We start from the raw sequence: 14057 nt of genomic DNA on the forward strand, positions 1-14057 counted from the left end.
TAACTCCTTATATTGTATTATCGTAAACAATTCCATTATCGATGTGATAATCTTCTTCTACTTCGCAAGAAAATTCATTTGCTATTAGACTTATTTTTAACCCTAGTTCTTTAGTTAGTATTTCAAGATTAGTTAAATCTGAATCTTGAAGTGTTGAGTAATAGCCTCCTTCTAACATGCTAACGTAAGCCGACCACTTACAACCTCCGTCTATCCACAATTCATTTTCATCAAAATACGTTTCATCTGTGCGTACGCCACCTAAAAATTTATCTTTTTTTCCTTTAAAATATAGTGCCAATTCTTTCATTGCAGATTTATCACCACTAATATATCTGATGTGATAAAAACAAACATTTGCCATATAAAAAACTCCCTTTTATGATGTTTAAACGCTTGATAAATTAGCGTTTTACGACCCGTTACCTCCTTTCTTGTTAACAAGTATATCAAATTTTAGTAGACTTGTAAAGTTTTTTAGTAATAAATTACTAATTTGAGGGTTTAAAAAAAGCTTTTTCAATCGTTCATTAAAATCTTGTAAGGAAGCTAAAAATATCATTGGTTGGGTTGGTCGGTTTAAAATTTTTCGGTGAGTTCATCAAGTGGTTTTCTTGATGGGCGTAACTGAAAAAAATTTTAAATCGGACAAGTCAACCAATGATATTTTTTAGGTGACGTCAAGATTTTAATGAACGATTGAAAAAGCTTATAATAGTATTCTTTTTACTTTAAATTATGAAGCGGTAGAGGTGAAGCGGTACGACATGCGACATCTAGGTTGTTGTATATGTACCATTACTATAATTGATTGTTACGCCTTTTTGTTTATTGGCTATCCATACATTCAAGTTTACAGTTTTTCCATTGTCATTGATTGAATAGGCTCGAACATGCGACCCTCTAGGTAGCAATTCATCACCTTTATAAACAGGTGTAACTTCATAAAACACATTAGTTTCAGGTTTATCATATATTGCGTTTCTTACCTGTGTTTCAGGATATCCCATTCCACCACCATCAGATGCTTTATTTGAACCTACATTTTGCGCTCTAGTTCCTAAAGTTAGGTTGTGGGTTTCCATATCGCCACCTAATGACCAGGCAAGAGAATGTGACTTATTATAGATATATCCTCTATATCCTTCCAGTTGTAAGATCTGATTATTTGATTGTGTACCTTTCCAGGTTTGCTTTATAGGGTCATATTGCCCGTCTTTGTATTCACCAGCTAAATGTACACTTGAATCAAATTGAGGTCTTTCTTTAGCGCTTGATGAATTATTTAATACTGCTTGATGTGTAACTAAGGCAGTAACTTTTCCACCCCGTCCTAATTGGTCTAAATCAGAATATAACGCCCAAAATTCAGAATTACCCTTTTTATTAATAAGTTCCTGATCTGCTTTTGATAATGATGTTTTATTATCATTAATAAACGCATAATTTTCATCATTAGTTTCAGCATTTATCAGCGCTAAATCGTCATTACTATTCTTAATTTTCGGTGTCGATTTACTAAAGGTTTCATTTTTCAAATCTTCTAATGCTTTTTTTGACTGTGTCTTTAATTCTTTTGTTGCTTCATCTTTTATAGCTTCACCTATATCACAACCAGCTAAAACAATAGTGGTAAGTATTATAGATAATAGAATTTTGACCGTTTTCATTTAACTACTCCTTTTTATCTTCAAATTGAGACCTTAACCAAAAATGAGAATCACCTCTACTTTGTCTTAATACAAAAAATGGTTTAGGCATCTTTTTGAATACGTTGTTTTCGATTCTGTATTTAATCGTCATTCTACCAGTATTCGTTAATTCACTAACTTCTTTAATACCGATTAATTCAACATAACTATCACTTGATTCTATAAAATCTATATCATTATTTTCTAATTGATTTACTGCAAATACACCGTCATTTTTTGATATATATAAGCCTAGTTCTTCATTAATAGCCATTTCTATACCTCCTTTTGTGACATACATTGTTTTGTCATGTTCTAAGATCTGCTTAATTTGTTTAAATTCCATATTAATTCCCTCGCTTTATGTTATAATTAAATCACCTTTTATGATGTGAATAGCGATCTGTTATTCCATCTAAGCAATCACATTTCGTGATTGCTTTTTTTATTTAATCATAACAGTAAAGCCCACTGTGTAACTTATATTATTAAGTCGCTTTCTTTAAAGTTTTCATTTTCTAATATTTCTTTTTCAGCTTCTTCTACACTGTATTTTTCCGTCTTTAAATAGCCTAAAATTTCACCATTTTCATATAAACTAATTTCTTCGTCACCCCAAAGGTTTATAATCTTTGAGAACATATACTTGTTACCACGTACTTCAAACAATGTATCTAACATCTTTATCACTCCTCCAGTTGTTGCTTTCTTGCTAAATTAAAAGCTTCTTGTATTTCTTCCAAGCTTTTGTTTTCTAATGCTTTTTCTGAATAATGAATAGGATCAATTAATAATATAGACTGGATCAACATATCTTTAATTTCTTGTTCTCTATCGACTTTGTATTTCATTTAACTATCCAACACTTCAAAATCTACTAAATCATCATAAGTTATATTTTCAAGATATGTTGCCAGTTCCTCAACAGAATTAAACGGTTTTGATTTAACAACATCATGTTTTACACTAAAAATATCTTTATGAATTACTAGATCACGTACATTTAAAATGACTGATGAAAATTGCGTATAACCGTTTTTTTCTTTTTTAGCTGATCCAAGTATTATCATTGATTTTTCATCAATTACTTTTGTTTTACCTATCCCTTTTTCAATCATAAATTTATCAATAACTTGTTGTAACTTTTCTAGTCCTTCTTCAGTATGGTAATGAATCATATGATCCCCTCCTTTTGAGGTGAATTGATAATCATTTCATATTTACTCAATAGCAAGTTTTGATCTGTTTCATTGTTTTGCTTTTCTAATATGCCTTTAAACATGTAATTTACATAAACACGTACTTTTAATGTTTTACCTGGTATATCTTGTAGTCTTAAATCATAATGTTGACCATTCTTTTCAAATTCAATAGATTTTATCATGATTAAAACCTCCTATATAGTTTGGCAAGCCTGGTAGGTATCATTCTATATGCTAAAAATGTTATAATAGGAGGTGGAATATTGAGAGTATTCCACCAGTTTTTTATATGCTAGGCGTACACTTCATCAAGAAGTGATACGTCTTTTTTAAATCTTCTTGCTACAGATTCTAAAGGGTCTTTATAATCATCAGACATTAAAACATCAATTAAGCCAATGTAGTAACCATCTTGATATACTGCTATTCCTTCATCACCCCAGCACGTCTTACCTAATCTAAATATAAATTCTGATCCATGCGCTTCAAACTTTACACTCTTAACTCTATCATTCATTTTAATCACTCCTATATTAGTTTTAAGGAGGTGGAATATTGAGAGTATTCCACCAGTTTTTTATATGCTAGACTTCAATAGCTTTATCTAAAAATACATGATCTGTTAATATTCTGTTTTTCAAATCTTCTAATGGTTTTTTATACTTACTTATATAAGCTTTTTTTATCATTCCAATATAAAGTCCTGCTTTCCAACAATGTACTTCTTTAGTGGTTTTACATTGAAATAAAACTACCTGATTATTCAGTATGTCCCTAAAATACATACTATCTACATTCCTAATATCCATTCTATTTTTCCCCCTTTCGTTCTGAAGGCTTTTGAAACCAAATAATCAAACTGTATATCATTGCCATAAAACCTAGTGCAACAATGCTTAATGCGATACCTACCATTGCTTACCTCCTTTCGTTAAATATAATATATCACGTTTTCGTAAACATGTAAAGTTTTTTAGTAATAAATTATAAAAAAATAGAGATAACCTATTGGCTACCTCTATCTAAATCGGTTTTTATGGTGCTGTACTTTCTAATGTAAAACGTTGATAACCACTCACAAACCATTCACCTTTTTTTCGTTCTAAATCTACTTTTGCTGAACCTTTACGATCTATTTCTTCGCTATCATCTTCAACATCATTTTGTAATTCATTAAATTCTACAAACACACTGTATTTATCTTTTTCAGGTTTAAATTCATCTATATAAACGCGCAAGTCTTGTACTTCTGACTCAACATATAAATTATATCTTTGTGATGTTTTATCACTAAATAATTCTTTGTAATAACCTTCAGTTACTAATGGTTTAAGTTTATCTTTTTTATCTAAAAAACTTGTTTTCGGTTTTTGCTTTAATAATACTCTTACAAATTCATCTGTTTTCTTTCTGATTTCTTGTTCTTCTTTCGCTATAACCTCTTTACTCTGTCGATCAATCAACGATTCTTTATCTTCTAAATCTTTTTGCATAGTATCAATTTTATTATTCTTTGCTTGTAGATCTTCTTCATACTTATCTGCTGTTTTACCATATTTAATTGTTTGCTGGTACTGGCTATACATATTAATTGAAATATAGCCTAAAACAATTACTACAACGATTCCTAACAATATTTTTTTAGTCAATTTTTAGCACCCCTTTAATAAATAAAGCTATATCCATCAGTCATTTTTACAGTTCTTTCATCAATTTGATATGGTATACCTTTACCATTCATTTCAGTCACAACAAACTCTGTATCGCTTTTAACATCTATTACAACACCAACATGACCTGTTACATTTGAATGTCCACCAGCGCCCTGTTCTGCTATCCATAGCGCGCCTTTTTTGGGTTTGCTTCCAACTTTATAACCTTCTGCTTTTGCACGCTCATTCCATTTATGAGCATCATGCCATAGTGTAGAAACTGGTTTACCCATTTTTTGACGTATACCGTACGCGTACCACGTACATTGACCTGCATCGTATAGATTCATTTTTCCAGGGTTGCTATTTGACCAACTCGGTATTTTACCTTTATAGTCTTTGCCTGAATCGTTAAATTCGCCACCTGATTTTTTACATTTCGCTTTTGATGATGATCCATCATTCAAGTTCTTAATTAATTTCTTAATAGTAGGCGCCCAATTTGAATTTAAATCAGTTGGATCATTTGTTGCACCTATTGGGGCGTACTTTTTTTGTATTTTGTCTACTGTAGTCAAACCTTTAGAAAAGTATAAATCATTTAAGTTTTTAGCTGCTGCATCTATACCATCTTCAATAGTATCAAACTTAAATAAATCACCAGATCCCATCATACCAGCTACATTATTATGTGTTTTAACTGCTTCTGATTTTCCGTAACCTGTTTCATGGATAATAATTGCCATGAAGATTTGAGGATCTATCTTGTGTTTTTTTGCGCTTTTCACAATATAGTCCCCTTTGCCTTCAAGACCTCCACCTTTAGCGTTTTCTTCAAAAAATGATTCGATTTTGTTTTTAGAAACATTTCCACCAATACAATATGATTCACTAGATCCTGATTCTTCTTCTTTCCTGGTTGATTCATATAAACCACCTATACCTAAAGATCCAAGTATACCAGCTATTAAAAGAAGAATGACTAGGAAGGGTATTATGAGAAAACAACCTAAACCAGCAAATGCATACTTCTTGTTTTTAGATTTCATAAGCCCACTCCTAGCATCTTGTTATTTTTCTTCATTTTCATCATCTAAACGATCTTCATCACGATTGATTTTTTCAAAAGAATCATCTTCATTACGTTCAATTTCTTCAATAGTTTCTTCTTTGTCACCGTGACCGTAACCTTTATTTTCATAATCAGTGTCGGCTGTTTCACGTAACTTTCTGTGAAATGCATCATCTTGAAAATGTTCATTATAATCAGCTTGTAAGTCTTTGAGTTTGCCTGCATCTAAACCTGTAGCGCCTGAAATCATTTCATTTTCTGCATGTTCTTTTAAGCTACCTTTTTGACCTGATAATTCATCATCTAGTGATTCACGATCCATAGAATCAATTTTATCTATTGATGCTAAATGTTCAGTAGAATCACCTTCATCATCTAGATATTCATTAAGGCTAGGTAAATCATCAGTAGATTTATTATCTATACTGTTTCCTTCTGATTCAGAACCGTTTGTCCTAATTTCAGTAGGTATACGTTCATTAGATCCTTTTATACCTTCAATGTCTTCAGTATCTTCTATATGATCTGATATACTTTCTAATTGATCATTATTAGTATCTTGTTCAACTTCATCATAATTATTGTTTCCTGAATAACCTATATTACCTGTAGCATTTAATGGTGTAGTGTCATATTCAGGGCTTGATTTTTCTTCACCCATATAATCATTTAATTGTGGCATTTCAGACTGTACTTCTTTTCTTTCTACTGGTTCATATTCGTCTTGTCCCATCATAGAGCCTAATTGTGAAGCTGAATATACAACACCACCACCTATAGCGCCAGTCACTGCATTAACACCTGGTATGTTATTTGTAACTGCATTTGCACCAGCACCTAATGTTTGTGGTATATAATCATTTGAATTAATCAATTGCTTCAACATTCTACCCTCATTAGTAACTGTAAATACGGACATAATTTTATGTCTTAATAAGAACAACACTATGAATACTAAGAAAATCAGGAATAGTTGCAAACAATAACCTACAATGCCATCTATAACATTAATACTTGCTATTACACCGATTAGAATACCTAGAACCATTACTAAAATTCCTAAACCTAATTTATAAAGAAATGGTTCAAAAAGTTTTCCTAGATATTTATAAGCAACTGGGAATTGACCAGGTAGACAAGCCCATAGTAACGCAAACGGGGCAATAAAAGCCCATATCACAATTAATAATTGAAATACAAGAAATGCACCAGCAATAACAAGTACAACCGTCCCTAAAACACTATTACCTATCACCGTTATAATTCCGTAAAGTATTTGAGTAGATACACTATCAGGGTGAATCATATTATTACCTTTATTGTATTCTTCTTTTAATAAGTTTTTCCTTTTCTTACTATCATCTGTCGTCATAAGGTTCTTAACACGTTCTTGTGATACGACTGAATCATCATCAGTGCCAAACATCATATTGACATAAGGCGTATACACCATCGCTCTGTGCAATACATCTTCAGTAGAGTCCATATCTGCCTCACCTTCAACACCAGCACCAAATGAAACTAATTCGTCCATAACACCCGTTGTTATAGTATTAACACCTCTTAAATAACTGCCCATATTAGCAACTAAAAGTAATGCTATAGTTAATACTATAACTGTTTGTAATAGTCCTTTTAAAGCTTCTATAGGCGCGTGTTTAAGGAATGCTAAGTACATACATACAACAACTACACACCCTAAAATTAAGGTTAAAAATTGACCAAATAAACCGTCACCCGTAAGACCCCCACTATCTATACCAGCAATTTGACCTATCTTATCTTCTACACCAGATATAATATAGTTAAATAAAGGGGCATCATTAGACCATGCAAACAAATTCAAAGTAAAATTAGTAGCAATTACATTCCATTGCATCAAGCCATTAGATGCTTTTGACATTACGAACAACCCTTGATTTTTAATTGCTCGGCTCGTATCGTCTTTAACGCCATCTAATGAATTAGGGACTACATTTACAACACTACCTATACCACTAGCAAGTTTTTCTTTAAAACCTTTATCTTTTTCTTTTTTCTCTTTTTCTGCATCTTGCATTTTCTTAATATCATCATATGTTAAAGTTTCAATTGAATATTTAGGATTATCATTTTTGTACTTACCCATTTTTTTAGACTCAATCTTTAACCCTTGATCTTGACCAGCTTCAGCATCTTGACCATTCGTTACTACTGCATCATCAGGTTCATCAGCGTTGGCTATTTCATTCAAAGGTAAAGATAGATTTAATATGAGAAGTAACAAAAATACTTTAAAAATCTTGTTCATTTTCTCACTCCTCAAAGAGATCAGAGTAATTACCTTTTAATTCATATACATTGTCTTTATTATTATATTTTTTCAATACTTCTTTAGGACTATCCCACGTATAATAACGACTTACTTTATATTTTCCATTTTCTTTTTTAATTTCAAATTCTAAAATTTTCAAATTTGTATCTACTTTATTGGAAAATTGTTGGTTTATATCTTCTTCATTCATTTGATCATAATCTCCATCATAGGAAGCAACATAAGAAACTTTGTCTTTGTTATATTGACCTAGAATTGTTTGATATTCACCAGTCGGATCAAATTCAACATCTGAATCATTTTCAATGACTTTTCTATTGCAGTTATTACCTTCATTTTCATAATGAGCATCACATAAATCTATTACTGCATCATCATTAAAATATTCGACCATGCCTTTAGTATTTAGTCTTAAATTATCATCTAACACTTTTTGCGCTATTTCATCAGCTTCTTTATTTTTTGTTGTTTCAAGTAGCTTATTTTCTTCTTTTTTAGAACCTTCATTTTTCTTTGTATTATCAGCACATGCTGATAATACAATTACCAGCATTGCCAATAAGACAAAACTCAATTTTTTCATTAGTTAGCACCTGCTTTACTTAATTTACGTTCAAATTCTCGTTCTTCTTCTGATGATGTATCTGTTTGGAACGCATCAAATACGTCTTTAAATAATAAGTCGACTTTTAAAGTATCTGTTCTTCCGTTTATATCCTGGAATAAGCACGTACCCTGTCCTAAATTCATTATTTTCGTTATATTCGTAGGTGTTGGTTCTAAATTAAGTGTTTTAAGCATTGTTTCAGCTTCTTCATCTGTTTTTTGTCTAAAACTAAATTTCATTGACATGTTAGGTGCATCACGTCCATGATCGGTAGCATTTTGTGACCCTTTGAGTAGTGTCATATTGAAGTAACGACCCTGACGTACAATATCATCTAGCATAGCCGAACCACTTGAATTGGCTTCAAGTGCTGATGTCTCGTCAAACAGTGCGATTTTATGTCTCTTAACGCTTTCACCTTTATATTCTGTAATCATGAATTTTCTTAAGAAACCACCTAATGACAACATAATTGCAGTTGCGATATGTTCATCTTGTGTATAATCTTTAGGTGCTTTATCACTTTTAGGTAAAGTCATTTCTTCAAGCATTAATACTTGGATAGGTCTATCAAAGCTTAATGATTGTGTTTCTTGACCTGGTTGTGCAATTAAAAGTGACGTGAAATCTTTACGTTGTATTTGCTCAAACGCTTCAGTTAATTCAGTTAAAGCGTTATGTTTTTCAGGTATCATATAACCTTCTTGTTCATTTGCCTTATCATTCATACTTCTTAAATATTCATAGGCATGAGCCATACATCTATCTTTTTGTTCTGAAGCATGAATAATCGCTTCTGAAAGTAAATTCGCTTTATGTTTCCCGTATTCTGCCTTTAACAGATAATTAAATATATTAGATGCTGATTCTATAGCTTCATTTACATTTTCATTTACTTTAAATGGATCTAATGAACCTACATCATCTTTAGACTTCCCGACTGTCCATACTCTAATATATTCTTTAGGTATCATTGGCAAACCGTTTTCCCATTTCTTTCTATCACCTTTAGGGTCTAGGATAAATACATAAGATCCTGTTAATGCACCCCACCATGATATAAAGTTCATTAAAACAGATTTACCAAAACCTGTTTGACCAGCTATCATTGTTCCTAAACCAATACTTTTACTAACTTGATTGTCATAACCCTTCGCCGACACTTCAGGTAAGATATATACAGGTTTTCCGTCTGTTGTCGTACCGATTGGAAAGCCTTTATCGTCACCTAATGAATTTGTAGCCCCAAACATTGCTGAAGCAAAGAAACCAGGTTCAGCTTCATGTTTATAATCTGTAAGATATTGTTGTCCTCCTGGTAACTGTTCCATAAATAATTTAGGCTGTTCTCCCAAAGGTGCGACACTTTCAATTTGAAACTTCCTTAATTGTTCTTGTAATTCTTCTTGTCTATTATCTAATGTTTCAATATCAGTTGCTGTTATTTTATAAACAACACTAAATTGATAAGATGGTAAGTTGTGCGATTCCATCATTTCTTTAACTGTTTGTAGCTTCCCTTGATTCGTTGTTACTCGTCTATCAATAATATGTCCTGATTTAAAAGCTTCTTCTTTTTGATTCCCTATTTCAAGTTCTACGTTTGATAATTCTTTCACGGTTTTATTACTAGATTTAAAGTGTGTTCTCATACTGATAGTTACAGGGAATGAAACACGTTTTTGTATTCTATAAAACCATTCTCGACTTGGGAATTTAGTTTTATCCTCAAATTTAGTTGCTACAATACAGCGTACGTACATTGTTTCATTTTTTCCGTTGATTTGTTTTTTAATTAATAAAGTATTTTCGTCATATTCTCTAATGAGACCACTTTGTAATGACATATATTTTTCTTTATCTAGCTTTAAGGCTTTTAATTTTGTACCTTCATGGTCGATCTGCGTTTCCTCTGCATAAGGTAGATCATCTCTGAATAATACTTCTCGTGCTGTTGGTGTAGCTGAATAGTTTGACTCTACAATGTAAGCTACTTCATAATCTTTTAAAGATGATACAGGTCTATTATTATTCTCTTTTGAGTTTGCTGTTTTACCTGCTGAAAATACTCTTGATAAATTATATTCTATGTTTTTAGATTGCTTCTTATATCCTTGTATCAATTCATCTAATATTGTTTGCCCTGAATGATCTAAAGCATAATCAACACCTGAATTTAAACCTTTTATAAATGATCTAAAATTAGTGATTAGTTGATTCCCTCTATTACCCTTTTTAAATTTGTTCATCTTCGGGTTAAGTTGGACACCTAATACATATTGATAGGTTCTACTTTCTTTAGTTTGGCTATTTCTTTCAAATACTTTTTTACATGCATTTAGCATTTTCACACCGTTTTCAAATAATTCATATTTTTGACGAGCCTTTTTAAATGCTAACCTTTCAATCTGTTCATTGATGATGCTTGTAGCATTTGATTGATTTGGAATAGCCAACCATTGTAAGTCCAATACATTTTTTTCTAAAAAGTCCATTTGATTATAAAAAGCATTCATTTTTGTATTGTCGCCTTCTAAATCATACGAAAAACCAGCGATTCTATAAAAAGCCCATACCTCGCCTGTATAAGTAAATAACAAGTTTGAATCAACATGTTTAAATGGAAATTTTGTAAGTTCAGAAGTTACTTGCTTCATATAACAATCACCCAATCTTTAGCTTTTTTTCTTCATCTTATTCATTTGAATAATTTGTCCTTTTTGATATGCTTCATGTTTTCTTTGTCGTCTTAGATAGTTTATATACGATCTAAAATAATGATAAAACATACGGTCTTCTTCCCTAAATTCAGCTAATAGATACGCAACTAGGGCTGGTATTAAACCAAAATAAATCATGTCTGGTATCCAAAGTACCGTGATATTTAAATAAGGTATAAATCGAAAGAATAGTAATGCAAAAAATACTGCTAGAAATATGATAAACACTTTTGCATTTATCGGTTGTGGTAGAGAAACGTTTCCAAACCGATAAATTTTTCTTGTGTATTTTTTAAAATTACTTAAATAATAACTTTCAAAGAAATTTGATGTTTCTTTGTTTTCTGCCATATTTGTCACCTTCTAAATATTGGTTTAAATACCTAATCTACTTCTAAATGCTTGTGCAATATCACTGATAATAGCAGGATTGAATACGAAAATAGCTAAAACAATACCCACTACAATAAATGTTACACCTAATGCAATAGAACGTTTCCAAGCTGCGAATAGTAATGCACATACAAATATAATTAAAAAAGCTGTTTCTGCTTGATCAAAAAACCATGTTTTAAAACCGTCTAATGTTGGCATATTAAACCACTCCTAAATTTTTTATTGTTCTTCAAATTTTGATACGATAAATCTATTGTCTTTCGCTTTTAAATTAATGTGATAAGTTGATACATAAGTTACACCGATTTCATCTTTAAATTCTACGTTAGTTTTAACTACTGTTTCCTTACCATCTTTAGATTTAAATGTCTCTAAATCAGAAATTCTTGAAAACTTAAGATTACCGTTTAACGTTGTAACATCTACATCGTTATCTAACATATACTCAATCTTATCTGTTGATTCACTCGCGTATACTTCAAAGAATGTGTTTAAAAAGTCTTTCACTTTCTCTTTATTATCATTTGTTGATTGTAATTTATTGTTGCCTGAATAACTTACAGTTTCATCTTCATCTACATTTGTAAACTTAGGTAACTCATATACTGCATACTTGCCGTTTTTGTAAAGGGTTGGAATTGTAATAAATCTTGTAACTTCTTTTTTCTTAGGTTCTCTAACTTCTTCTTTAACAGTTTTTGTTTTTTTACCATCTTTCACTTTTTTATCAACTGTTTTAGTGACATATTCTGTTTGTTCAACTTTAGCCTTATATGTCAACAAACCTTTGTTTTTACCTGATTCTTCAACTTTTTTTAGATCCACACTTTTAACTGCTAATTCTAATTCTTTACCTTCATCAACACTTACACCTGTTGTATCATTCAATTCTTTAATCAAGTATGGTTTTAAAGCTTCAGATCTATCACTGCTATCATCTTTAGATGAAAAAGTTAGATACTTAGAAACAAACTCTTTTCCAAATTCAACTGCTGGTTGCATTGTAGCTTGATTAGGTGGAGGTAATTCAACTTTTTGTTCGCTGTCGCCCTCACCTCCTTCACGGATACTAGAAATAACAATAAATAATAGTAGTAACAGAAATACTTGAAAGCCCCAAAACGCAATTTTCCCTATCCTATAGTAACGATATTGTGGGGGCATGTTGCGAGATTTCGCTTTCTTTTCTTCGTCCTTTTGTTTTTTATCAACTGCACCTTTATTCCAATAATACTTAATAGCTTTAAAACTATTTTTTAGTATTTTCATAAAGAAAACGTCACCCTTTCTTACTTAATATCAGATAACTGATATAGATTGTTTTTACAAAAATAAACCTTTTAAGTTCTGATATAATTCAATAGCGCCTTCTTTAAAATACTCAATTGCTGTAAATATAATCTGTGTATCCAAACCCAAAAACTTAAATAAGGCTATTACAAAAATCACTGAAAATATTCCACTAAATATACGCCCCAATATTATCAAGTCCTTTCGATTTACAAGTGTTCATCTATACTAAATCTTGTACTTGTATCATCTTCATTCATAGCAAAATAAATATCAGCATAAGCATCATTTTCAATATATTCTAGGTTTGAAAGTAAAGTCGGAAATTCAATACCAGGTCGATCATTCGTTTTCTGATTATCTTTAGGCTTTTCTCTTAACAATAAATTCTTTGTATAAATTTCTAAATCTGAATCAGCGCCTACAAATAATACAATCCAATCTCTAACTTCTGTATACATTGATAATTTATCTTGATATCTATCCTGAATTGCCTGATCATTAAAAAATTCACTATACCTTTTCATTTTGCCTTTTAAGATAGATCGTTTAGTTTTTGTGTTTTCCATTTCTAATAAAACGCCTATGTTTTCTTCTTCACTATCTTCAAAACCGATTACGAACATGCCATCAGGTCTTATCACTTCGGCTTTACTTGTACCATATTGAAAGAAGGCTGATTTTTCATTTTCAAATTCTTTAACTTTCATTTTATCGCTTAACTTGTCGCCTGCATCTTTAAAAGCTAATACAGTACGCGCTACATTTATAGTATGTAGATAGTTAATAGGTAGTTTTCTCATTGTTGTAAAGTTTGAATACCCCTGTAGTTCTTCTACCATTTTTGAGCCTTTAGCTGTCAAAGTGTATATTTTTTTAGGTCTATGATTTTTAGCAAACAAACCATTATAACTTTCCAAATATCCACCATCTATAAGACTATTCAGCTTTCTACCTACATTATTATATGAACTATAAAAATACTTTTCTGCCATGTCTAAATCTATAAACGTATAATCATGAACGTTTAATAGAACGTTCACATCTTCATCATTTAATGTTATATGTGCCATTCGAACAACCCCTGTCATTTTTTTATAGACATTCCAGGAG

The 14057-nt window shown here is 31.1% G+C and carries 18 protein-coding genes; all 18 read right to left on the reverse strand.

Going from position 1 to position 14057, the window contains the following annotated elements; translation table 11 throughout:
* Positions 1 to 7: 7 nt before the first annotated feature.
* Complete coding sequence (locus ACNMOQ_RS14145) at positions 8 to 364, reverse strand: hypothetical protein (protein ID WP_204190914.1); 357 nt, start codon at positions 362 to 364, stop codon at positions 8 to 10.
* A gap of 412 nt (positions 365 to 776) precedes the next feature.
* Positions 777 to 1670, reverse strand: coding sequence for a DNA/RNA non-specific endonuclease (locus ACNMOQ_RS14150; protein WP_204190915.1), 894 nt, complete (start codon positions 1668 to 1670; stop codon positions 777 to 779).
* A 4-nt stretch (positions 1671 to 1674) separates the two neighbouring features.
* The gene (locus tag ACNMOQ_RS14155; protein WP_198054586.1) at positions 1675 to 2037 is read right to left on the reverse strand and encodes a hypothetical protein; all 363 of its coding nucleotides are present in this window, start codon (positions 2035 to 2037) and stop codon (positions 1675 to 1677) included.
* Positions 2038 to 2171: 134 nt separating this feature from the next.
* Positions 2172 to 2372, reverse strand: a complete 201-nt coding sequence (locus tag ACNMOQ_RS14160; RefSeq protein ID WP_198054585.1) for a hypothetical protein — start codon at positions 2370 to 2372, stop codon at positions 2172 to 2174.
* Positions 2373 to 2377: 5 nt separating this feature from the next.
* Entirely contained in the window at positions 2378 to 2542 is a 165-nt protein-coding gene (locus ACNMOQ_RS14165; RefSeq protein WP_198054584.1) for a hypothetical protein, read from the reverse strand.
* Positions 2543 to 2869, reverse strand: coding sequence for a hypothetical protein (locus ACNMOQ_RS14170; protein ID WP_198054583.1), 327 nt, complete (start codon positions 2867 to 2869; stop codon positions 2543 to 2545).
* Entirely contained in the window at positions 2866 to 3075 is a 210-nt protein-coding gene (locus tag ACNMOQ_RS14175; protein WP_198054582.1) for a hypothetical protein, read from the reverse strand. Before ACNMOQ_RS14175 ends, ACNMOQ_RS14170 begins: the two co-directional genes overlap by 4 nt.
* Before the next feature lie 110 nt (positions 3076 to 3185).
* Positions 3186 to 3410 (reverse strand): hypothetical protein, encoded by a 225-nt coding sequence (locus tag ACNMOQ_RS14180; RefSeq protein WP_198054581.1) that lies wholly within the window; start codon positions 3408 to 3410, stop codon positions 3186 to 3188.
* Positions 3411 to 3477: 67 nt separating this feature from the next.
* Positions 3478 to 3702 carry a hypothetical protein gene (locus ACNMOQ_RS14185; protein WP_204190916.1) on the reverse strand — a complete coding sequence of 75 codons (225 nt, stop codon included), beginning with the start codon at positions 3700 to 3702 and terminating at the stop codon, positions 3478 to 3480.
* A gap of 225 nt (positions 3703 to 3927) precedes the next feature.
* Complete coding sequence (locus ACNMOQ_RS14190) at positions 3928 to 4542, reverse strand: hypothetical protein (RefSeq protein WP_198054579.1); 615 nt, start codon at positions 4540 to 4542, stop codon at positions 3928 to 3930.
* A gap of 14 nt (positions 4543 to 4556) precedes the next feature.
* Complete coding sequence (locus tag ACNMOQ_RS14195) at positions 4557 to 5594, reverse strand: CHAP domain-containing protein (RefSeq protein WP_416350414.1); 1038 nt, start codon at positions 5592 to 5594, stop codon at positions 4557 to 4559.
* A gap of 21 nt (positions 5595 to 5615) precedes the next feature.
* Positions 5616 to 7907 (reverse strand): CD3337/EF1877 family mobilome membrane protein, encoded by a 2292-nt coding sequence (locus ACNMOQ_RS14200; protein WP_416350415.1) that lies wholly within the window; start codon positions 7905 to 7907, stop codon positions 5616 to 5618.
* Between the two features lie 4 nt (positions 7908 to 7911).
* On the reverse strand, positions 7912 to 8514 hold the full coding sequence (locus ACNMOQ_RS14205; RefSeq protein WP_204190918.1) for a hypothetical protein: 603 nt from the start codon (positions 8512 to 8514) through the stop codon (positions 7912 to 7914).
* A complete protein-coding gene (locus ACNMOQ_RS14210; protein WP_204190919.1) occupies positions 8514 to 11195 on the reverse strand; it encodes an ATP-binding protein in 2682 nt (893 codons plus the stop codon). Before ACNMOQ_RS14210 ends, ACNMOQ_RS14205 begins: the two co-directional genes overlap by 1 nt.
* 18 nt (positions 11196 to 11213) lie before the next feature.
* The gene (locus tag ACNMOQ_RS14215) at positions 11214 to 11609 is read right to left on the reverse strand and encodes a TcpE family conjugal transfer membrane protein (protein ID WP_198054574.1); all 396 of its coding nucleotides are present in this window, start codon (positions 11607 to 11609) and stop codon (positions 11214 to 11216) included.
* Between the two features lie 24 nt (positions 11610 to 11633).
* A complete protein-coding gene (locus tag ACNMOQ_RS14220) occupies positions 11634 to 11852 on the reverse strand; it encodes a hypothetical protein (RefSeq protein ID WP_198054573.1) in 219 nt (72 codons plus the stop codon).
* Positions 11853 to 11873: 21 nt separating this feature from the next.
* Positions 11874 to 12923 carry a conjugal transfer protein gene (locus ACNMOQ_RS14225; protein WP_416350409.1) on the reverse strand — a complete coding sequence of 350 codons (1050 nt, stop codon included), beginning with the start codon at positions 12921 to 12923 and terminating at the stop codon, positions 11874 to 11876.
* 230 nt (positions 12924 to 13153) lie between these two features.
* Positions 13154 to 14017: a replication-relaxation family protein gene (locus tag ACNMOQ_RS14230; RefSeq protein WP_198054571.1), complete on the reverse strand. Its 864-nt coding sequence runs from the start codon at positions 14015 to 14017 to the stop codon at positions 13154 to 13156.
* Positions 14018 to 14057 lie beyond the last annotated feature (40 nt).

It is taken from the genome of Mammaliicoccus lentus (assembly GCF_947036595.1).
Classification (GTDB): domain Bacteria; phylum Bacillota; class Bacilli; order Staphylococcales; family Staphylococcaceae; genus Mammaliicoccus; species Mammaliicoccus lentus.